Origin of the sequence: Gluconobacter japonicus (assembly GCF_002723975.1) — a bacterium.
Classification (GTDB): Bacteria; Pseudomonadota; Alphaproteobacteria; order Acetobacterales; family Acetobacteraceae; genus Gluconobacter; species Gluconobacter japonicus.
The window spans coordinates 1-20,138 of record NZ_BEWO01000004.1; the positions used below are offsets into that span (position 1 = coordinate 1).

Sequence of the window (20,138 nt, forward strand, 5' to 3'; positions counted from 1 at the left end):
TCACAGTCTCTAACCGTCCCGGCCAGACCCTCGAAGAAGGCCCCGCCGCGTCGGTGAACGGGCTTATACGGGGACCAACTCACACTGTCAAACAATCATCATAAACGAGTTATCCACAGAATGGATGGCGGAAAACAAGAGAAAAAACGAGAAATCCACATTTTTCATCTGTTTAGAGCCCTGAAAAAACTTCCTTTTCCTGCATTTTTTCTTAAAAATCTTTCTCCCCGCTCAAAAATCCGGCCAATTAGGCGCCAGATGACCTCCCATTCTCAGGGGAGCCACCTTTGTGGCCAGTCCAGTGGCATCATTTGTTTCCACCAGAAGACCACAGACTGTCGCCTCCCCTTCCGCTGGCTGCGGCCGCTCTCCAGGGATTTTCCGGACCAGCTTGTGGAGAGCCGCTTCTTTTCCCATCCCGATCACGCTGTCGTAGTCACCGCACATCCCGGCATCCGTCTGATACGCTGTGCCCTTTGGTAGAATACGGTGATCAGCCGTTGGAACATGTGTGTGCGTCCCAACAACAAGAGACACCCGACCGTCAAAATACTGGCCGAAGCCCATTTTCTCGCTGGTGGCTTCTGCATGGATATCAATGATAATCGCATTCACGGTCATACCGAGCCGATGTCGTGAGAGGAGTTCACTCACAACGCGAAACGGGTCATCCAGGGGATCCATGAAGATGCGCCCCATCACATTGATGACGAGCGCACGACGTCCCCGCTCTAGATCGATAATATAACTCCCCTGCCCCGGCGTACCGGCGGGATAGTTAATAGGCCGAACAATGTTGGGCATCTGATTAATATGCCCGATCATGTCCCGGCGATCCCAGGCGTGGTTCCCCAGTGTGATGACATCCACACCAGCAGACATGAGATTTCTCGCGATATCCGGGGACAGACCATAACCGTGTGAAGCGTTCTCGCCATTCACGACCACAAGATCCAGAGCCAGCTTCTTGCGCCACTCCGGCAAATTGCGGGTAATCGCCTCACGTCCGCTACGACCTACAACGTCACCCAGAAACAGAAATCTCAACAGTCAGCCTTTCGAGTTATGGAAACCTGTCTTGATCGTCTCTTTCTCGGTGACGATGACAGACAGGGGAATATCGTATGGTCCCGCTGGAAGGGCTTCCATTTCCTGAATGGAAAACCCGTAGCCGATTGCGGGTATCTTCAACTTGGCAAGAGTGCGGTCGTAGTAACCGCCTCCATAGCCCAACCGGTAACCAGTTCGATCAAATGCGAGAAATGGAACCAGAACAAGGTCAGGAATAACCTCCGGGCCGTCCGGATAGGACGTCCCAAAGCGACCCTCGCACATAGGAACGCTCTCTTTCCATTCGCGAAAGAGGAGCGGATGTCCTTTTGGGGGCGTTTCCGGGAACCCTATCCGGCGACCTGCTTTCAGAAGTTGAAAGCAAAGAGGCCTAAGGTCGATTTCTCCCGGCAAAGGCCAGACAGCCGCGATAACGGAAGCACTCTGCGCTTCTATGACGTTATGCAGGCGATGCAGAAGCGCTGCTTCCATATCTCTGGACGCAGCATTCCTCCGTTCGGCCATCTGCCGACGGAGTTCTTTCTTCTGAAGATCGATTTCGGAAATCTGTGGAGCCGCCAAAGCCGTTGGTCTTTTCAGCCCTCCTAGACCTGCAAGTGCAGGTGGGCACCGGTTAACGTGACCAGGGCCACGACAGAGCCAGTTCCCGTAGGAATGCTTATCGGCCCGGGGGTTGATTTGCCTGACGCACCAGGCAGCTCCGCATTACATATTAGACAGTGCCGGAAGATATTCAACGGCAATCGCAAAAATCACTCGGAAGTTTCGAGTACGCCCGCAAGTTCCTCAGCCCGCTGCGCCAGTTGAGCCAGACGTTCCTGACGGGCTTCAGCAATACGCAGCGCTGCTTTCGCTTCCTCAACCGTTGCCAGCATGTCATCTGGAAGAGGACGGCGCTTGAGCTCGAAGATCTCATCCGCCATGAGCAACGCCGCCATCATGAGCGTCTTGGATTCACTGGCAGCGCCCCCCAGCGTCCGGGCGCGTTGTAGCCAGCTTTCGACCTGTCGTGCCATCGCATAAAGATGATGTTCTTCACCATCCTGACAGCCGACACTGTAGACATATCCGTTCAGACGGATGGAGACCTGCGCCATGTGTTATTCCCCTTTCCGCTCTAGAATGCCACGGATACGAACACAGAGTGCGTCGATGTTTGCAGCAATTTCAGGAAGATCAGGAGCAGAACGGGCTTCCCGCTCACGCTCTTCACGGGCTCGGGCCTGCTGTTCCATTGCACTGGAAATCCGCGCCATTGCTTCCTCAAGACGATCAATAGTCTTATCGTCCTGCAGATATCCTGCCTGCTCGCTCAAAACGCGCTCTTCCCGTTCCTGCCATGACATGCCGATGAAATGACCGACACCTGTTCCACTGGTCTACCCTCTCAGGAAAGACCTGAACCCCTCATCAGGTCAAGCACCTCTCAGCCTTTGATGAAGCCGGTCTTTGTCATTTCCTGCCATGGTGACATGACAGACCTGAAGATACGCCATCCTTTCCCGTTCCTCGCTATGTCCCCGATGGGAGCCGGCAATAGTTTCGGAGTCCCCTGGTGGTTACAGGTTGTTGGGGACGAGCGTTCAGCATCTATTCTGGATTGCGGGGCATCGGCCGCGCTCGCTCGCATTGCACTTCTTGCTGGAATCGGATGGGTCGTCTGCAAGGCCTCGCCTCGGCAATTGACAGCCCTCTCTTCGGACGAGCTCCATAGACGACGTATTCTTACGGCCAGACCACAAGCTACACCCTGGCCCCGCTAGCCTGAACCTCCTGAATCTGCGACACTCACCCTTATGATACCCTGCGACCTGTACCCTGTTCTGCCAGCCAGCTTTGAGGCAGACGCCCTCTTTGACATTCTGCCTGCGCTTCTGGCGCATCCAGAAGTCACCGCCCTGCGCTTTCCGATAAAGCACACGCTGGACAAAGCGCAGTTTTCAAGAGTGTTGGCACTTCTGCATGACAATGATGTTGCCTTGATGCTTGATGTACCGGACGGGTTTTCCGCTCTTTCCGCCGATCTTATGAAAGTTGCGGACGGGTTGCATGCTCCTTCAGCAGACAGCCTGCCAACCCTTCGCAAACTTGCTGGCGACGATATCCAGATCGGATGCTTATGCCAGAGCCGCGATGAAGCCATGCTGGCTGGAGAAAGCGGAGCCGATTACATTGCCTTCGCTGTGGAGCACGCAGACATGATCCGGTGGTGGACGTCTGTCATGGAACTCCCTGCCGTGGCAGAAAATATTCAGACAGTTGACGAAGCCGCCACTGCAACAACAGCTTCAGCAGATTTTCTTGCAATACCGCTCAAACTTGATGGAACTGACGAGACGCTGTTCTCCAGCCTTCTCGCCAGACTTCAGGGCTGATCGAGCCTCCCTGTTTCTTCAGCGGGAAACAGGGATCAGGGCATCCTGTGTGAAATACAGAACGCCGTTTGATTGCGGGAAAGACTGCCCCCACAGACGCGTTGTCTGACCTGCAGGGTTGTTCAGCAGAATAGCGCCCGTCTGTGGTTCGATGTGAACGCTCAGAATATCTCCATAAAGCGTTTTCAGACCAATCCCCTGCCCATGACGGCGAGCAATGGTCTTACGGATAGTCTTCTCATCCCAACGACCCGAAACAATCGTATATCCCAGAATATGGGTAAGTTGTCCGCGCATGGCAGGAGTCATAAGGCCTCCCGACCAACGGCTGGAAAGTTTTTCCATGGCTTCGTTGGGAATGGCGAAGACCGTAATAGGGCCCGGTCCCGTAATCCATGGGACCAATCCGGTAGCCCTGAGGCCAGCCATATAATTTGCCAGTTCGACGGAAGCGCCAATGTTCTCGTCCAGAGGGCGGTCATCATAGGAGGGTGTTGCGGGACGGTAATAGGCGACTTGTGTGCTGGGTTCGTTGTTCTTGGGCTCGACAAACGCCTTTGCGACGGTATCGGGCATATAGGACATGGACGTGCTGGCAGGCGTCTCGAAGCTGTCCTGATAATTGTGCGACCAGTCCGTTCCATGACAGCCAGCAAGGGCAAGACCCAAGGCAAGGCCTCCTCCCAGCTTCAGACCTGAAGTTCTGGACTTGCTACTGAAGAGAAAAGGAAACCCGAATCGCACCTGCATGTCTTGGTCACACCATCTTACTGAAGAGGATGCGACCATAGACCAGGAAAACGATTTCAGCACCCATCCCCGCGCATGGTCCATCCGACGACATGGCCACTCACGAGTTCGAAAGTCGTCTGACAGCTGGTGTTGTAATAGGTGGAGGGGAAACCGCCGCCCCAGCCGCCACCCCAACCGGGTCCGCCCCAGCCTCCCCAGCCACCGCCCCAGCCGGGTCCACCCCAACCGCCGCCCCAGCCACCCCAGCCCCAGCCGCCACCGCCGGAATACTGGGTCTGGTTCTCGATATAGGCGAGGAAGGAATGGCCCTCTGTCTGGTAGCTTCTGGTCGGCACACCGAACTGGCGCACAACGTCTACTTCCGTTTTGCCAACCATGCCGTCGAGAACCTGACGCTGCTGGAGGGTAGGCACCTCACAGGCAGACAGAGCCAGAAGTGCGACGACGGAAAGCAGTTTTGCCTTTTTCATTTTCTTTGTCCCCCGCTGGATGAGCAGCGCAGATATAGTCTTCAGCACGATGTTCTAGCCCGTTTGGTCTCAGAAACGGATTAAAACTCCTGCAAGTTTCAAAACGGCTAGCTTAACCACAAAATGTCACGGATTTTCGGCGCCCCTGTTGCGAGCAGAACCAGCCGATCAAATCCCAGTGCAATACCGGAACATGATGGCATATCTGGCAAGGCCGTCAAAAAAGCTTCATCAAGCGGCCAGTCCTGATCCGGCGAAAATTCCAGACGTTTCTGACGATCTGCTTCAAAGCGCTGACGCTGCTCCACAGGGTCCGTCAGTTCCTCAAACGCATTCGCCAGTTCGATGCCACCAATATAAAGCTCGAACCGTAAAGCCGCCCGTGCATCCGAAGGGTCTTTGCGCGCAAGAGCCGCCTGTTCTGCAGGCCAGTGCGTCAGGAAAGTCGGCCGTTCGCGCCCGATCACTGGCTCGACACGCTCGAGAAGAAGACGGAAAAACAGGTCTTCCCAGTTTTCTCCATCTCGCAGAACGGCGTTTGCCTGATCGGCAAGCGCGTCAGCGTCCCCTGCCGTTCCCAACAGATCTGCTCCCACATAACGCGCAAAAGCATCCTGCATCGTCAGACGCTCAAAGGGCTCCGTCACGGGAATCAGAACACCATCACGGTAAACCTGATCCGGCAGAAGCGTGCGTACGAAGGCCTCGGTTTCGTCCATCAGCGCGTCAAGATCAGCGCCCGGCGCGTACCATTCCAGCATGGTAAACTCTGGAACATGCGTCGCGCTGGCTTCCCCATTTCTCCAGACCCGCGCGAGCTGAAAAATGGGCATGCCAGTCGCTGCAATGATCCGCTTCATGGCAAATTCGGGACTGGTATGCAGGAAACGCGCCTCGCGCGAGCCATCCGAGTGTTCCAGTTCAGTCCGAAAACACCGGAGATGAACCTCTTCTCCAGGCACTGGCACCGCATAAGGTGTATCGACGTCCAAATATCCCCGCTCATCGAAGAATTTCCGCGTTGCCTGCACCATCTGGGCCCGGCGGCGCAAAAGCGGGAGACGTTCGGCAATCCTGTCCGGATCGGAGGAAGAATGGGTCATCGAAGCGAGTTCCTGTTGCAACACACGGCCAGCCAGCGTTAGAGCCACCACATGCATGATACGGTCAAGACCTCTCCGAAGCGGCGCGTCCTGCGTACGCCGTCCGATCTGATTCAAGCCGGTCTCGCCCCCGAAGCTGCGCGCAACACGCTGGATGCTGTCGCCAGTCAGTTCGCGACGGCGATCCCGCCTGCGTTTCAGGCCCTGATCGAAGCACCGGACGATCCGATTGGTCGGCAGGTCATTCCGGATGCACGAGAGCTCTCCACACAGCCTTACGAAACCCTTGATCCGATCGGAGACGATGCGCTCTCTCCTATCAAGGGAATCGTGCATCGTTATAAAGATCGTGCGCTCCTCAAGCCTCTGCTGATCTGCCCGCTCTATTGCCGTTTCTGTTTCCGGCGGGAGCATGTTGGCCCGGATGGTGGATTGCTGAACGACACCGAGCTTGAACAGGCTCTGGATTGGGTCAGAACCCACCCAGCCATCCGTGAAATCATTCTGACGGGTGGCGATCCGCTCATGCTGGCGCCCAGACGGCTGAACCATATCGTTCAGTCGCTATCGGCCATTCCCCATATTGAGACGATCCGTATTCACTCGCGCGTCCCAGTAGCCGACCCTGCCCGCATCACGCCGGAACTGCTCGACGCCATGGAAACGGATCGCGCCATGTGGGTCGTCGCACACATCAATCATGCACGGGAAATGACCGCCGAAGCCCGCACCGCCATTCGGTCCATTCTGGAGCGTGCTATACCCGTCCTCTCCCAGTCCGTTCTGCTGCGCGGCGTGAATGATACGGAAGAGTCTCTTGAAGCGCTGCTTCGGGCGCTGGTGACGGCACGGGTCAAACCCTATTACCTGCATCATCTGGATGCAGCTCCTGGCACCAGTCATTTCCATGTTCCCGTTGAGGAAGGACGGGCCCTGCTCGCCCGTCTGCGTGGGCGGGTCACCGGCCTGGCCTGGCCCACTTATGTCCTCGACATTCCGGGAGGCAAAGGAAAAGTGCCGCTTGGGCCAGACTATCTGGTGGCCGGGAATGATGGAAAAGTTCGCTCTCCGAAGGGAGAAATTGCGTCCTTTACATGAGACGCGTGTCGGAACCGGACGGAATATACCTCCGTCCGGTCCAAGACTTTCAGCCTTCGCTCTTTGGAAACAGATGCGTGGCGTGTGTAACAGCTCCACCCGCACGAATTGCTGCAGCCACGAGAGCAATTTCTGCAAGCTGGGCATCCGTCGCCCCAGCATCCCGTGCTGCCTTGCCATGCAGTTCAATACAGTAAGGGCATTGTGTCGTCAGAGCGACGGCCACGGCAGCAAGCTGTTTAGTCAAGGCGCTGACAGCCCCGTCTTCAAAAGCCGCACGGTCAAACTTCCAGAACGCGTCCATGCCTTCGCTGGCATTGGCTTCCAAGTGTGGAATACGGGAAAGATTCTTCATGTCGTACATAGAGGGAGCCTCCAGTTGCATGCCCCGCCTGCACGACAGGGTCCGGTCAGTACCATGAACGTGTCCAGGACGTGCCCCAAGAGGGCAACACTTCACACTTTCCTGAGCCATTCCGTTCAATGAAGCCGCCTTGTGCCTTGCCGACCTCCCCTCTGCGGCGCTAGAAGCCCACAAGACGTGATAAAAACCCCACCATTGCAGGGTCAGGACACACCATGAAGCAACAAGCCAACCTTATCCGCGCAGGCCAGGTCATCGAGCATGATGGTCGCCGCTGGACGGTTCTCAAGCAGCAGATCATCACCCCGGGTAAGGGTGGCGCCTTCATTCAGGTCGAAATGCGCGACCTGAACACCGGCAACAAGACGAACGAGCGCTGGAGAACGGCTGACAGCGTCGAGCGTCTGATGACGGAAGACAAGGACTACACCTATTCCTACATGGACGGTGACAACGTCGTCCTGATGGACCCGGAAACCTTTGAGCAGCTGATTCTGCCCCAGGACATTTTCGGCGACCAGTTCGCATTCCTTCAGGACAACATGCCCCTGAACGTGAAGCTGGTTGAGGGCGACCCGGTTGGCGTTGAACTGCCGCCGCACGTCACGCTCGAAATCACGGAAGCCGATCCGGTCGTAAAGGGCCAGACAGCCTCCTCGTCCTATAAGCCTGCTGTCCTGTCCAACGGCGTCAAGACGATGGTTCCTCCTTTCATTGAAGCTGGCGAGCGCATTGTTGTCCGTACGGATGATGCGTCTTACGTCGAGCGCGCCAAGGACTGATCATGCGTCTTTCCCCGCACATGGCCGTCATGCAGAATGCAGCGCAGAAGGCAGCCCGCCGTCTGCTCCGCGATTTTGCAGAGGTCGAGCAGCTTCAGGTCAGCATCAAGGGTCCGGGAGACTTCGTGTCCCAGGCCGACCTGCGTGCAGAAACCATCATCCGCGAAGAACTCGCCCGCGCACGGCCAGGCTATGCCTTCCTCATGGAAGAAACAGGCGCTTCGGGCGGGGATAACTGGACCTGGCGCTGGATCGTCGACCCTCTGGATGGCACGACGAACTTCCTGCACGGTATTCCGCACTGGGCCATTTCCATCGGTCTCCAGCGTCGCCTTCCTGACGGAAGCGTCGAAATGGTCTGTGGACTGGTTTACAACCCAGCCGCCAACGAGATGTTCTGGGCCGAGAAGGGCATCGGTGCGTTCGTGAACGAGCGTCGCCTTCGTGTCTCCGCACGCCGGAACATGCAGGAAGCCGTGTTCGCGACCGGCATCCCGTTTGCGAAGGTTCCGTGCAGCCAGCGTCTCCCGTTTGCCCGTGTTCTGGGCGCACTCATGCCGCAGGTTGCGGGCATCCGTCGCTTCGGCGCCGCCGCCCTCGATCTCGCATGGGTCGCCGCTGGCCGTTACGAGGGCTACTGGGAATTCGGGATCAAGCCTTGGGATTGTGCTGCTGGCCTGCTGATCGTACGTGAAGCCGGGGGCCATGCCACCGACCCGGACGGCAAGGAACTTCATGACCTTGATGATGACGTCAATGTTGTCGCCGGTAACGCCCAGCTTCATGGCACATTGCGCACCATCGTCCACGAAGCCCTGAACCGGGAGTAAGCAGAAGTCGCTCCCGCCCCATTGCGGGAGGATGGACCGCTCGGTTAGGATCACGCCATATGTACAGGCCGATCCTAACCTCCCTCTCAGTGGCGGCCGCTCTGGCCTGCCTTCAGCCCTCCGGGGCACATGCTCAGGTTTCCAGCAATCTGGATGATCTGCCTCAGGGCAAACCGGTCGCCGTTGCAAAACCGGCAGCCCCGCCCCGCCCCGCACATCACGCAGCGGCAGCCCCCCAAACATCCAAACCATCTGCCGCGACTGCTCCTGCCTCTTCAGTGAAGGCATCCGCACCCGCAAAAGCAAGCGTGCCGGGAGTGCCGCCTGCACCGCCGCCGCCTGTTGTGCTGCCCCCTCCGTTCGTTCCCATTCAGACGCACGCCCCCGTGCCCCCCGCAGACATCAAGCCGGTTGCGGACGCCAAAACCCGTACGGAAACACTTGAAGGCGGCGGAATGCGCGTTCTGTTTTCGCCGGAAAGTTCTGATCTGAACGATGAAAGCCTGAAATCCGTTGAGGCCTACGCAAACACCCTCAAGGATCAGCCAGAGAAACGCATCATCCTGACGGCCTATGCGACGCTGCCGGGAGATGACATTTCGATGCCACGCCGCATTTCCCTTGCGCGCGCGCTGACAATACGCTCCATTTTCATCAAGGCAGGCGTCGCGACCACCCGCCTCTATCCGCGCGCCATGGGACGTCCCGACAAGGGCGACGCAAGTCCGGCTGACCGTCTGGATATTGTGACCGAGAGCAATCCCCAGCCTTCCGAATCCGCAACCCCGGCAAGCGGCACGCCATAAGCCAGGAAAGACCCGCCGTGACCCGTCCCACCACCTTCCTTCTGCGTATGGGTATCTTCATTGTCGTCGTTGCACTTCTTGCAGCGTCGATGGCGAAGACCCTCCTGAATGCCTTCAACGCCAACCCGAAACTGGATGCTGTCATTCTTGGCGTTCTAATTCTGGGCATCATCTGGAATCTGAGAGTCGTTCAGCGGCTTATGCCTGAAGTCCAGTGGGTAGAGCTTCTTCGCCAGCCCCGGACGGGTCTGGGCACCCCCAATCCGCCGAAACTACTTGCCCCCATGGCAAGCATGTTAGCCGCCCGCAGCCGGACGGACCGCCTGACGCTCTCCACCCAGACGACACAGGCCATGCTCGACAGCCTGTCGTCCCGTCTGGATGAAAGCCGCGAAATCTCGCGCTACATGACGCAGCTTCTGATTTTCCTTGGTCTTCTGGGAACATTCTACGGCCTGCTGCTGACCGTCAGTTCAATTGCCTCGGTGATCGGCGGAATGTCGGCTGGGAATGGCGATCTGGACGCGATGTTCAACCAGCTTAAAACGGGTCTGGCTGGTCCGCTTGCTGGTATGTCCACGGCGTTTTCTGGTTCAATGTTCGGCCTTGCTGGCGCACTGGTTCTCGGTTTTCTGGATCTGACTGCTGGTCAGGCACAGACACGGTTCTTCAATGAACTTGAAGAGTGGCTCGCCGGTCTGACCCGGGTGAGTAGCGGTACAAGCATCGACAGCGATGGCGCGCCAATCCCGGCTTATGTTCAGGCACTCCTTGAGCAGACGGCTGAAAATCTGGAAACGCTTCAGAACGCGCTTTCCCGCAGTGAGGAAGGTCGTGTTCGTGAAGTGCAGCTTCTGGACAGCTTGCAGGAACGCCTTCGCGGCATGACCGAACTACTGAAAGCCAACCAGCAGATCATGGCGCGGACGGCAGAAACCAACGCCGCGCTCGTTCCGCTCCTGCGCCAGATGGGCGAGGAAGGCCAGCCGGGCTCACAGGGCACGCCCTTGCTGCGCATTGAGAGCCATCTTTCCCGCCTCGTGGAAGAACTGCATCAGGGCCGTGCTCAGACCGTTGGCGAAATCCGCAACGATCTTCGGGTTCTGGCGCGGACCATCGCAGCAGCGTCTGGTAGCACGACTGGCACTTCCAGCAGGCAGGACTGACCCATGGCCCGGCGCAGACGCGGACCCAATAACGCCCTGGATGCATGGCCCGGCTATGTGGACGCCCTGTCTACGCTGCTGATGGTCGTGACATTCGTTCTGCTGGTTTTTGTTGTAGGCCAGCAGTTTCTGTCCGTCTCCCTGATGCGGCGTGAACATACGCTGGATGACTTGCAAAAGCAGTTGGCCGAGCTGTCGCACATGCTCTCCATGACGGAGGACAAGAACAAATCCCTGAATGCGACCGTCGCCAGTCTGGCCAATGACAAGCAGAAGAATGAAGACCAACTGAAGGCCCTGGCCGGACAAATGGCTCTTCTGAACGGTCAGCTCCAGTCGAAGGATCAGGCCCTTGCTTCTGCTGATAGCGCAAGCCAGCAGCAGAACAGCAAGATTTCAGACCTTCAGGCGCAGATCGAGGAACTGACGCGCCAGCTTCAGGCCATCAGTAATGCCCTCGATATTGAGAAGAAAAACGAAACCGCGAAAGACGTCCAGATTCAGGATCTTGGCAACAAGCTGAACATCGCCCTAGCAGACAAGGTGAACCAGCTCAAACGCTATCGTTCGGAATTCTTTGGGCGCCTGCGGGATATTCTGAAGAACCAGAAGGGCGTGAATGTTGTTGGAGACCGTTTTGTCTTCCAGTCCGAAATTCTGTTCCCTCAGGGGAGCGCTGATCTGACGGCAGAAGGCAAAAAGGAAATCACGACGCTGGCCAAGACGTTCAAGCAGGTTTCCTCAACGATTCCGACTGATATTCCGTGGATTCTGCGCATCGATGGCCATGCCGACAAACAGCCGATCCACAGTGCTTTTCCGAGCAACTGGGAACTGTCGTCCGAGCGCGCCATTACAGTCGTGAAGCTTCTGATCTCGGAAGGCGTTGACCCCCGGCATCTGGCTGCGACCGGCTTTGCTGACTACCAGCCGCTTGACGCGGCCAACACTCCAGCGGCATACGCCCGCAACCGCAGGATCGAGTTCCGTCTTACGGATCGCTGATCCCTTTTGACCTGCCTTTGGAAAAAGGCAGGTTTCCCCGCAGGTCTGCTGACATTCCTGCCAGAATCCCGTATGTACCCTGCCATGACCGACACCCCGCTCTCCCTCATCCGCAATTTCTCGATCATCGCGCATATCGACCATGGCAAGTCCACACTTGCCGACAGGCTGATTCAGGCCTGTGGCGCACTTACCGAGCGTGAGATGAAAGCCCAGGTCCTCGATTCGATGGAGCTGGAGCAGGAGCGCGGCATCACCATCAAGGCGCAGACCGTCCGCCTCACCTATCCGGCCAAGAACGGCAAGGTTTACACGCTGAACCTCATGGACACCCCGGGCCATGTCGACTTCGCTTATGAAGTCAGCCGTTCACTGGCGGCCTGTGAAGGCTCGCTGCTGGTCGTGGATGCCTCACAGGGCGTGGAAGCGCAGACGCTGGCCAACGTCTATCAGGCCATCGACGCCAACCACGAAATCGTTCCCGTCCTGAACAAGATCGACCTTCCAGCCGCAGAGCCGGAACGCGTCCGGGCACAGATTGAAGAAGTCATCGGCATCCCTGCTGATGACGCCGTGGAAATCAGCGCCAAGACCGGCATTAACATCGAAGGCGTACTGGAAGCTCTCGTCGAGCGCCTTCCGGCACCAAAGGGTGACCGCGATGCGCCTCTGCAGGCCCTGCTGGTTGATAGCTGGTACGACCCGTATCTCGGCGTCATCATCCTGATCCGTGTCATGAACGGTACCGTCAAGCGTGGTGATCGTATTCGCATGATGCAGGCTGGCTCGACCTATCACGTTGATCAGGTCGGTGTGTTCCTGCCACGCATGACGAATGTGGATGAGCTTGGTCCGGGCGAGATGGGCTTCATCAATGCTGCCATCAAAACGGTGGCGGACGTTGCCGTTGGTGACACCATTACCCTTGATCGCAAGCCGGCAGAAAAGATCCTTCCTGGCTTCAAGCCTTCCATCCCGGTCGTGTGGTGTGGCCTGTTCCCGATTGACGCGGACGATTTCGAGAAGCTGCGTGATAGTTTGGGCAAGCTGCGCCTGAATGACGCATCGTTCCACTTCGAAGCAGAAAGCTCTGCGGCTCTTGGCTTCGGTTTCCGTTGTGGATTCCTAGGACTGCTGCATCTGGAAATCATTCAGGAGCGTCTGTCCCGCGAGTTCAATCTGGATCTGATCGCCACTGCGCCGTCCGTCGTCTATCGCATGACTCTGACGAACGGCACGAAGGAAGAACTCCACAATCCGGCTGACATGCCGGACCCAGCCCTGATCGAGACCATTGAAGAGCCTTGGATCAAGGCCACAATCATGGTGCAGGACGAGTATCTGGGTTCCGTACTCACGCTCTGCTCCGAGCGTCGCGGTATTCAGGTCGATCTCACCTATGTCGGCAATCGTGCCATGGCGGTCTATCGTCTGCCACTGAACGAAGTGGTGTTCGACTTCTATGATCGTCTGAAGTCCCTCACCCGCGGGTATGCGTCGTTCGATTATCAGGTCGATGGTTATGAGGAGAGCGATCTGGTTCGCATCTCCATTCTCGTGAACCATGAGCCGGTCGATGCGCTGGCGTTCGTAGCGCATCGCACGGTTGCTGAAACCCGTGGTCGCGCCATCTGTGGCAAGCTCAAGGATCTGATCCCAAAGCAGCTCTTCAAGATTGCCATTCAGGCCGCCATTGGCTCCAAGGTTATTGCGCGTGAGACTATTGGCGCCTTGTCTAAAGACGTGACCGCAAAGTGCTATGGCGGAGACATCTCCCGTAAGCGCAAACTGCTGGACAAGCAGAAAGAAGGCAAGAAACGGATGCGACAGTTTGGTAAGGTCGAAATTCCACAAAGCGCCTTCCTTGCCGCACTTAAAATGGATTGATTCTGCTTTATGTTAAAAACAGCCGCTGTTCTGTTCGTCCATAACGAGGTCGACAACATTGGCTGGTGGATCAGTCATCACAGAGCGATTGGTTTTTCGACACTGATCATCTGTGATGACCATTCTACAGATGGCACATGGACGGTTCTTTCCAGTGCAGCTTCTTTCCACGATATTCGCCTTCATCGCTCAGACGCCCGTATTCCTGATCGCCTGGAGCGACAGAACGCGTTTCAGGAGAAAGCACTCCGTGACGGTAGAAGCGCCTTTGACTGGATGATGATTCTCGCTGCAGACGAATATCTGCACTTTGAGGAAAGCGCCTCTCTCGAAGATTTTCTTTCATCCGCGACAGACAATACTCAACCTGTTCATTGGTGCCTTTTCGGGTCCAACGGACATGAAGAGCCCTCTCCGTTTGCGCCGATGCAGGCTTTCACTCGACACGCGCCGCTGGAAACAGCAGATCATCGTGTAATCCGAACACTTGTACGGTCAGAGGATTATGAAGGACCAGTTCCAGATCCACTCTCCCGCCTGAACTTTGCACCAAACTGGTCTCGGGCCCGCATTCTGCATTATGCAGCAGGCGACCGGCGCAGCTTTCTAAACCGTCACTCAAGCGCCACGCCGGAAGATGCATGGAACCATTTCAATCGAAATGACGTGTTGGACACATCTGCTCAACGGTGGCTTCGGCAAACACGTCAATTTGCAGCTTCCATTGTTCAGGCTGGTCTGACGGATCTTTACTGGCAGCTCCGGCAGATGGTCGTCCGCAATGATGAGGATGCATTTGCCAAACTGGGATTGAATTCCTCAGTTCTTTTTGAGCACGAAGACGTCTTTTTCCCTGACTTCAAGTTCTATGCGCTTGGGCAAACAACTCAACTCGCACTGGATCTGGATACTGAAGACCTCGTTACACTTGAGACCACGGCTCTTGACGCTGCACGCTATGTCCGTTTGCTGCTGATGATCGAAACAAGTGCTCCCGCTCCTCACCCGGCATATCTCATTACAGAGCGCCTCTGTTCCGTATCCTGTCTGGATGTGGAACAATCCCCATGCCTTCTCCCGATCGTTCCCCTCAAACTCGATCCCGAGAAACGTCTCATTGTGTCTCCTCTGACGGGTCAGGACGTGGCACTCCCAATACCCGACCAAGCACTCGTCAAACAGATGCCCTCTGCAGAGCTTTCCAGTCGCATCACCGCACTCACGGTCCTCTGTCAGGGTGGGCACACTCTTGCCGCGCTTTTGCGCGGGCTTGAAAGATTGCCCACTCCAGACGCAACCGCTTTGGGATGCGCCATTGCAATGCTTCCACCCGACGAAGCAGAGCGGCTGTCTGAAGCATTTCCAGGCCTTGTTCCCCGCAACATTCGCCCCGGCAAATGCGCGCCACCTATCCCCTGAGAGTTGCAGCCCTCCGGAAAAGGTCGAACGCTGACGTCACGCCATCCATGACTGACTGACGGTAACTGTCGTCAGCATTCTGAAGACGTTCTCTCAAAGTTTGGAGGAAAGCTGGCCACCCGCCTTTTTCGTGCCCTGCCGAAAGATAGGTGTGCGGCAAACCTTCACCAACCTGGGCAGCCAGCATTTTACCGCCAAGCCGGGATCCTTCCAGAACATACAAAACCCCGAGTGGAGCACCGATCCCGGAAGGGGGCTGCCAGTCCAGACACTCCGGAAGATCATGCCCCAATTCAACAAGATCGCTTCGGAGATACTCCGTCCGTTCGCGCCAGGATGGAAGTTTCACAACCGTTTTCAACCAGGCTTCAACCTGCGGCAAAACACGTCCGTGCGCCTGTAGAAACGCAGTGTAGGAAGCAGCATCTGACAGACTGAATCCCGAATAGGCTCTGTCAACCTGCTCGTGAATGGTGCGGCTGACTTCACGCAGCTTGGTCAGAGGGTCGTCTTCACGCATTTTCCGTACTCTTTTCCCTGCGAGCGAAACTGGCCCGACTGCAAATCGTATTCATACCAATGCAGTCATCTTTTCAATCCTGCCAGATTTTTTGTGATGGGGAATTACAATGGTGAATGAAACATCTTCGTCCCCCGGATCAACCAATCGTTGTCGGCACTTAGCCCTTAAGACGACCGGTGGTGTCTTTGGGGTCTTCGCCCTTGGCATCCTCATTCTGGTCATGATCTGGCAGTGGGACTGGTTTGTCCCTCTTATCAATCGCAAAGCCTCTGATGCGCTCCATAGACCGGTCAGCATTGCTCATCTCCATGTGTCGCCGGGGCTTAGAACCAGCGTTACGGTCGATGATCTGAAGATTTCCCAACCCGAAGGGTTCGAAAAGGAAAAGGCAGATTTCGCATCTGCGAAATCCCTGACAGTCAAAGTAGATGTCTGGCGCTATCTGACGGGACGGGGTCTTTTTATTCCAATCATTCGAATGGATACGCCAACGGGCGATATCGTTTCCCGGATAAACGGCCAGAACAACTATAGCTTCAGCGACACGACTGAGAAGACACAAACACAAACGCCATCAAAGCCCATGACCCTACCGGACATTGGCGAAATTGATATTCAGAATGCCGATATCCGGCTGGCGCTCGCACAGCTCAAGACCGACATGCACGTCTTGATTCACACAACGCCACCACAGAACGGCACCAAGGGTAATGTTGTTGTGGATCTCAAGGGCCGTTACGCCCAAGCGCCAATTAATGGCCATATCGTTGGAGGCGCCCTGCTCTCCCTGACACAACCCGCAGAGCCTTATCCCATTGATGGGCGCATTGAGAATGGTCCGACTTATGTCACTCTGAAAGGTACGGTTGATGATCCTCTGCACTTCAAGGGCACGAAGCTAGCACTTCACTTTGCAGGACCGGACATGTCTTTGCTTTATGGTCTGACAGGCATACCTATCCCGCATACACCTGCCTACAGCATCACGGGTAATCTCGGTTATTCCGAGAGCGCCATTCGTTTCCAGAAATTTGAAGGCAGGATGGGCTCGTCCGATATCGGCGGCGACATCAACGTCAACCCGCATCTCAAGCCCCCATTCGTCGAAGCAGCACTCCATTCCCATTCGGTTGATCTGGCCGATCTGGGAGGGTTCGTTGGTGCCAAAACAGGCGAAGCAAAAAAGACTGCTCCACCCAGCCGCAGCGTTCTACCTGACCAGAAAATCAATGTTCCCAAGCTGAATGCCGTCAATGCGCATGTCACCTATCACGGTGATCATATCCGCAACAAAGATTGGCCTCTGGACAACATCGATACGGAATTTGCAGTCAAAGATGGTGCTATTGATCTGAAGCATCTGTCCTTTGCGACGGGTTCGGGAAAAATCAGTGCAACAGCAACGCTGCAACCGACTAAAAACGAACAGTTCCGAACGAAATTCCGTCTGGATGTGTCGCGTCTGCCCCTATCCCGAATCATGAAGGCTACGGACACCTTCAAGGGTGAAGGGACAATTGGCGGCCATATCACACTCACATCAACCGGCAATTCCGTCGCGTCTCTGGTTGCCAATGGCGATGGCGGAACCACGCTGGTACTGGATCGCGGTGGCGATGTGACGGCTCTTCTGCCCGACCTTCTGGGCCTCAAACTGGGCTCTGCCGTTCTTTCCGCACTTGGAATCCCGGACCGATCCAAGCTGGAATGCCTCGTGGCGGACATGCCTCTGGACAACGGTATCCTGAAAACAAAGTCCCTCCTGCTACAAACAGAAACGACCCGTACGACCGGGACAGGCACAGTCAACTTCCACAATGATACGCTGGATTACGCTGTTACCACGCGCGCCATCCATCCACAGATCCTCTCTCTACCTGGCGCGGTTCACATTTTTGGCCCTCTTAGCAGCCCCAATATTTTGCCTGGAGCAGAACTGATTGGCCGGGTTGCTGCCTCTGTAGGACTTGGCGTCCTGTTCCCGCCCGCAGCTTTGATTCCGACGATCCAGCTTGGTGTCGGAGAAGGCTCTGCGTGTGAGCGGGCAGTTCAGGAAGCCAACACAAATCCGGCTGCTGGAATTGCACCAGGTGAAACGACAGGCGCAGGAGCCAGCAGCGTGCCGCATCCTGAAAAACAAAGCGAAACAGGCAAGCCTACAAAACACCTGACACCGTCCCAGGTACGCAAAGCATGGGCACAAAAATCGAAGCCGAAATGAAAAAACATCAAGGCCCCATGGCGGAATGAGCATTTTTCACTATAGCTGAGCACAATGTTCGTTCCCGCCGGAGTGCCTGATCGTTGCTGTCCACACTCGACCGCTGGTTTCATATTTCCGCCCGCGGCTCCACCGTACCCCGTGAGATCGTTGCTGGTCTGACGGTCTTTGGCGCCATGGCCTATATCGTCGCCGTCAATCCTTCCATCCTGTCCGCCGCAGGGCTGGACCGGCATGATATGGTCATGACGACCATCGCCGGAGCGGTCGCTGGCACGTTGCTGATGGCGCTCTGGGCGCGGCTACCCATTGCGCTGGCTCCCGCCATGAGCAGCAACGTGCTGTTTGCACAGGTTGTGGTTCAGCAGGCGCATGTCAGCCCACGTACAGCCTTTACTGTTGTCCTGTTCAGCGGCCTCTGCTTCACAGCGCTCTCTCTCAGCCAGATCAGACAGCGCATCATCCGTGGTTTTCCGCCCTCAATCGTTCTGGGCATCCAAGTCGCACTTGGCGCATTCATCGCCCGTATTGGTCTGACGACCGGTGGTATTGCCGTCCCTACTGCACAGGGTCTGACCTTCGGTTCCCTAAGCGATCCATCAGTCCTCCTCAGTATGGCGGGCGTGCTTCTCTGTGCGGTTCTGGTCGTCCTGCGTGTTCCAGCCGGGCTGCTTCTGGCAATTTCAACCCTGACGATTGCGGGTCTTTTCATCCATACGGACAAGGGTACGATCACAACTCTGCCTGCGCATGCTGTGGACTGGCCGCATTATCCCACCAATCTCTTCCTGCCTTTTGATTTTGCTGGTTTCTTTTCCCATCTTGGCCTGCTCATCCCCATCACGCTTTACTTCCTCATCAGCGATTTTTTTGATGCAACGGCCACTATGATGAGCGTGGCTCACCGCGCAGGACTGGATGGAACACCGGAGAAGCCAGCGCTGGATCATCGCGCTTTTGCCTCTGATGGTGCTGCCAGCATCATTGGTGCCAGCCTCGGGACCTGTACGGTTTCGGCATATGTAGAAAGTCTGGCTGGCGTGGAAGCCGGTGGCCGTACAGGGCTGAGCGCACTGGTTGTGGCGCTTCTGTTCGCTGTATCGTCTGTTTTCTGGCCACTGATTACTGCCATTCCAGCAATCGCAACAGCGCCTGTTCTGGTTCTGGTGGGGCTGAACATGCTCGGAAGCCTGCATCGCGTTGCAGACAATCCGTCCGATGCCATTCCACCTTTGACGATGCTGCTCATCGCAGGCGTGACCGGCAATTTCATGCTCAGCCTGTCCTGTGGTCTGCTCCTTTATACCGGACTGGCGCTCGCCCTTCGGGACTTCAAACGTCTGACACCGATCGTTCTTGGCCTTGATGCCGCATTTCTTTTCTACATGGTTCTTCAGAGCCATATGGGCAGCTAAGGACTTTAATCGGTTTCACTTTAAGCCTTTTTTAAGAAGGGCTGGCCCAACATGCGCAGCATGAGTGCCAGCCCCCATATTTTTATCGCAACACCCTGCTTCGGCGGATCTGTTACCCAGTCCTACATGCAGTCCGTCATCGGCTGCATGGCAGAAGCCGCCTCCCAGAATATCCGCCTGACGCTCTCAACGCTGGGAAGCGATGCGCTGATTACCAGAGCCAGAAATACGCTTCTGCATCAGTTCATCACCATGACAGATGCAAGCCATTTGCTTTTTATCGACAGCGATATCGGTTTTTCATTTTCGGATATTCAGGCCCTCCTGGCCGCTGACAAACCTGTTATCGGGGGCATATATCCCCTCAAATCCCATTACTGGGATAAGAACACGGAGCGATTTCTCGCATCGGGCGAACCCCCCGAAACTGCCAGTCTCCGCTATGTTGGAGATTGTGCGGCTCTTTATGAAGAAAAAACGCCTTCAGATGATGTGGCGCAGGTCTCTTATGTTGGAACAGGCTTCCTTTTATTAACCCGCGCGACCATTCAACGCATGACCGCTGCCTATCCAGAGAGCCGCTATAGACGGATTGATGCTCAACAGAGCGGAGACCACAGCCCATTTATCCATGAACAAACAGACGCATTCGCTCTCTTCGATTGTATGATCGAACCAGAAACCCGAACCTATCTTTCCGAAGATTATGCCTTTTGTCGCAGATGGATCGATATTGGCGGAACAGTCTGGATTCACCGTGGACTGATTCTTTCTCACACTGGTCCGGCAACCTTTTGTGGAAATCCTGCAAACCGAATATTGCCACTCATCAGATAATTATAAAAACCAA

Annotated in this window: 21 protein-coding genes and 1 other RNA gene; 12 read left to right on the plus strand and 10 right to left on the minus strand. The window is 56.1% G+C overall.

Annotation, left to right across the window (positions count from 1 at the left end):
- Positions 1–231 precede the first annotated feature (231 nt).
- The 5 genes from GJA01_RS03460 to GJA01_RS03480 form a co-directional block, all read right to left on the minus strand.
- On the minus strand, positions 232–1,047 hold the full coding sequence (locus GJA01_RS03460; protein WP_062502417.1) for a TIGR00282 family metallophosphoesterase: 816 nt from the start codon (positions 1,045–1,047) through the stop codon (positions 232–234).
- A 3-nt stretch (positions 1,048–1,050) separates the two neighbouring features.
- Positions 1,051–1,632: a 5-formyltetrahydrofolate cyclo-ligase gene (locus GJA01_RS03465; RefSeq protein ID WP_062502418.1), complete on the minus strand. Its 582-nt coding sequence runs from the start codon at positions 1,630–1,632 to the stop codon at positions 1,051–1,053.
- A non-coding RNA gene (gene ssrS / locus GJA01_RS03470) (6S RNA) lies at positions 1,619–1,775 on the minus strand. Before ssrS ends, GJA01_RS03465 begins: the two co-directional genes overlap by 14 nt.
- A 48-nt stretch (positions 1,776–1,823) precedes the next feature.
- The gene (locus GJA01_RS03475) at positions 1,824–2,168 is read right to left on the minus strand and encodes a cell division protein ZapA (protein WP_010501864.1); all 345 of its coding nucleotides are present in this window, start codon (positions 2,166–2,168) and stop codon (positions 1,824–1,826) included.
- A 3-nt stretch (positions 2,169–2,171) separates the two neighbouring features.
- A complete protein-coding gene (locus GJA01_RS03480) occupies positions 2,172–2,417 on the minus strand; it encodes a hypothetical protein (protein WP_010501865.1) in 246 nt (81 codons plus the stop codon).
- A gap of 450 nt (positions 2,418–2,867) precedes the next feature.
- On the opposite strand from GJA01_RS03480, the gene GJA01_RS03490 reads away from it, so the two are divergent.
- Positions 2,868–3,446: a thiamine phosphate synthase gene (locus tag GJA01_RS03490; RefSeq protein WP_062502419.1), complete on the plus strand. Its 579-nt coding sequence runs from the start codon at positions 2,868–2,870 to the stop codon at positions 3,444–3,446.
- 18 nt (positions 3,447–3,464) lie between these two features.
- On the opposite strand, the gene GJA01_RS03495 is transcribed toward GJA01_RS03490, so the two are convergent.
- The 3 genes from GJA01_RS03495 to epmA all read right to left on the minus strand — a co-directional run bounded on the left by GJA01_RS03495 (position 3,465) and on the right by epmA (position 5,772).
- The gene (locus tag GJA01_RS03495) at positions 3,465–4,115 is read right to left on the minus strand and encodes a fasciclin domain-containing protein (RefSeq protein WP_253783049.1); all 651 of its coding nucleotides are present in this window, start codon (positions 4,113–4,115) and stop codon (positions 3,465–3,467) included.
- Positions 4,116–4,252: 137 nt separating this feature from the next.
- Positions 4,253–4,669, minus strand: a complete 417-nt coding sequence (locus tag GJA01_RS03500; RefSeq protein WP_099282268.1) for a hypothetical protein — start codon at positions 4,667–4,669, stop codon at positions 4,253–4,255.
- A gap of 107 nt (positions 4,670–4,776) precedes the next feature.
- Positions 4,777–5,772 carry an EF-P lysine aminoacylase EpmA gene (epmA, locus tag GJA01_RS03505; protein ID WP_253783358.1) on the minus strand — a complete coding sequence of 332 codons (996 nt, stop codon included), beginning with the start codon at positions 5,770–5,772 and terminating at the stop codon, positions 4,777–4,779.
- A gap of 51 nt (positions 5,773–5,823) precedes the next feature.
- Here epmA and GJA01_RS03510 point away from each other — a divergent pair, with 51 nt between their 5' ends.
- Complete coding sequence (locus GJA01_RS03510; protein WP_062504720.1) at positions 5,824–6,870, plus strand: lysine-2,3-aminomutase-like protein; 1,047 nt, start codon at positions 5,824–5,826, stop codon at positions 6,868–6,870.
- 49 nt (positions 6,871–6,919) lie between these two features.
- Here the strand turns inward: GJA01_RS03510 and GJA01_RS03515 are convergent, their stop codons facing one another.
- Positions 6,920–7,234: a carboxymuconolactone decarboxylase family protein gene (locus GJA01_RS03515; RefSeq protein ID WP_010501876.1), complete on the minus strand. Its 315-nt coding sequence runs from the start codon at positions 7,232–7,234 to the stop codon at positions 6,920–6,922.
- 215 nt (positions 7,235–7,449) lie between these two features.
- Here GJA01_RS03515 and efp point away from each other — a divergent pair, with 215 nt between their 5' ends.
- The 7 genes from efp (at position 7,450) to GJA01_RS03550 (ending at position 15,129) form a co-directional block, all read left to right on the plus strand.
- A complete protein-coding gene (gene efp, locus GJA01_RS03520; RefSeq protein WP_023942929.1) occupies positions 7,450–8,016 on the plus strand; it encodes an elongation factor P in 567 nt (188 codons plus the stop codon).
- A gap of 2 nt (positions 8,017–8,018) precedes the next feature.
- Positions 8,019–8,846, plus strand: a complete 828-nt coding sequence (locus tag GJA01_RS03525) for an inositol monophosphatase family protein (protein ID WP_062504718.1) — start codon at positions 8,019–8,021, stop codon at positions 8,844–8,846.
- A gap of 59 nt (positions 8,847–8,905) precedes the next feature.
- The gene (locus GJA01_RS03530) at positions 8,906–9,652 is read left to right on the plus strand and encodes an OmpA family protein (RefSeq protein WP_174694499.1); all 747 of its coding nucleotides are present in this window, start codon (positions 8,906–8,908) and stop codon (positions 9,650–9,652) included.
- A 17-nt stretch (positions 9,653–9,669) separates the two neighbouring features.
- Entirely contained in the window at positions 9,670–10,818 is a 1,149-nt protein-coding gene (locus GJA01_RS03535; RefSeq protein WP_062504716.1) for a hypothetical protein, read from the plus strand.
- 3 nt (positions 10,819–10,821) lie between these two features.
- On the plus strand, positions 10,822–11,823 hold the full coding sequence (locus GJA01_RS03540) for a peptidoglycan -binding protein (protein ID WP_062504714.1): 1,002 nt from the start codon (positions 10,822–10,824) through the stop codon (positions 11,821–11,823).
- Positions 11,824–11,907: 84 nt separating this feature from the next.
- Positions 11,908–13,710, plus strand: a complete 1,803-nt coding sequence (gene lepA, locus GJA01_RS03545; RefSeq protein ID WP_062504733.1) for a translation elongation factor 4 — start codon at positions 11,908–11,910, stop codon at positions 13,708–13,710.
- Between the two features lie 9 nt (positions 13,711–13,719).
- On the plus strand, positions 13,720–15,129 hold the full coding sequence (locus GJA01_RS03550) for a glycosyltransferase family 2 protein (RefSeq protein WP_062504712.1): 1,410 nt from the start codon (positions 13,720–13,722) through the stop codon (positions 15,127–15,129).
- Here the strand turns inward: GJA01_RS03550 and GJA01_RS03555 are convergent.
- The gene (locus GJA01_RS03555; RefSeq protein ID WP_010501893.1) at positions 15,119–15,649 is read right to left on the minus strand and encodes a biliverdin-producing heme oxygenase; all 531 of its coding nucleotides are present in this window, start codon (positions 15,647–15,649) and stop codon (positions 15,119–15,121) included. The two genes, GJA01_RS03550 and GJA01_RS03555, sit on opposite strands and share 11 nt — an antisense overlap.
- Before the next feature lie 109 nt (positions 15,650–15,758).
- Here GJA01_RS03555 and GJA01_RS03560 point away from each other — a divergent pair, with 109 nt between their 5' ends.
- The 3 genes from GJA01_RS03560 to GJA01_RS03570 all read left to right on the plus strand — a co-directional run bounded on the left by GJA01_RS03560 (position 15,759) and on the right by GJA01_RS03570 (position 20,125).
- Entirely contained in the window at positions 15,759–17,873 is a 2,115-nt protein-coding gene (locus GJA01_RS03560; RefSeq protein ID WP_062504710.1) for an AsmA family protein, read from the plus strand.
- A gap of 83 nt (positions 17,874–17,956) precedes the next feature.
- Positions 17,957–19,288, plus strand: a complete 1,332-nt coding sequence (locus tag GJA01_RS03565; protein WP_062016615.1) for an NCS2 family permease — start codon at positions 17,957–17,959, stop codon at positions 19,286–19,288.
- A 51-nt stretch (positions 19,289–19,339) separates the two neighbouring features.
- Positions 19,340–20,125, plus strand: a complete 786-nt coding sequence (locus tag GJA01_RS03570) for a hypothetical protein (protein WP_062504708.1) — start codon at positions 19,340–19,342, stop codon at positions 20,123–20,125.
- Positions 20,126–20,138: the final 13 nt, after the last annotated feature.

Coding starts and splice junctions, on each gene's coding strand:
- GJA01_RS03475 (WP_010501864.1), bottom strand. CDS start 2,168: ATGGCGCAGGTCTCCATCCGTCTGAACGGATATGTCTACAGTGTCGGC.
- GJA01_RS03510 (WP_062504720.1), top strand. CDS start 5,824: ATGCATGATACGGTCAAGACCTCTCCGAAGCGGCGCGTCCTGCGTACG.
- efp (WP_023942929.1), top strand. CDS start 7,450: ATGAAGCAACAAGCCAACCTTATCCGCGCAGGCCAGGTCATCGAGCAT.
- GJA01_RS03550 (WP_062504712.1), top strand. CDS start 13,720: ATGTTAAAAACAGCCGCTGTTCTGTTCGTCCATAACGAGGTCGACAAC.
- lepA (WP_062504733.1), top strand. CDS start 11,908: ATGACCGACACCCCGCTCTCCCTCATCCGCAATTTCTCGATCATCGCG.
- GJA01_RS03500 (WP_099282268.1), bottom strand. CDS start 4,669: ATGAAAAAGGCAAAACTGCTTTCCGTCGTCGCACTTCTGGCTCTGTCT.
- GJA01_RS03480 (WP_010501865.1), bottom strand. CDS start 2,417: ATGTCATGGCAGGAACGGGAAGAGCGCGTTTTGAGCGAGCAGGCAGGA.
- GJA01_RS03515 (WP_010501876.1), bottom strand. CDS start 7,234: ATGTACGACATGAAGAATCTTTCCCGTATTCCACACTTGGAAGCCAAT.
- GJA01_RS03570 (WP_062504708.1), top strand. CDS start 19,340: ATGCGCAGCATGAGTGCCAGCCCCCATATTTTTATCGCAACACCCTGC.
- GJA01_RS03540 (WP_062504714.1), top strand. CDS start 10,822: ATGGCCCGGCGCAGACGCGGACCCAATAACGCCCTGGATGCATGGCCC.
- GJA01_RS03525 (WP_062504718.1), top strand. CDS start 8,019: ATGCGTCTTTCCCCGCACATGGCCGTCATGCAGAATGCAGCGCAGAAG.
- epmA (WP_253783358.1), bottom strand. CDS start 5,772: ATGACCCATTCTTCCTCCGATCCGGACAGGATTGCCGAACGTCTCCCG.
- GJA01_RS03560 (WP_062504710.1), top strand. CDS start 15,759: ATGGTGAATGAAACATCTTCGTCCCCCGGATCAACCAATCGTTGTCGG.
- GJA01_RS03555 (WP_010501893.1), bottom strand. CDS start 15,649: ATGCGTGAAGACGACCCTCTGACCAAGCTGCGTGAAGTCAGCCGCACC.
- GJA01_RS03490 (WP_062502419.1), top strand. CDS start 2,868: ATGATACCCTGCGACCTGTACCCTGTTCTGCCAGCCAGCTTTGAGGCA.
- GJA01_RS03530 (WP_174694499.1), top strand. CDS start 8,906: ATGTACAGGCCGATCCTAACCTCCCTCTCAGTGGCGGCCGCTCTGGCC.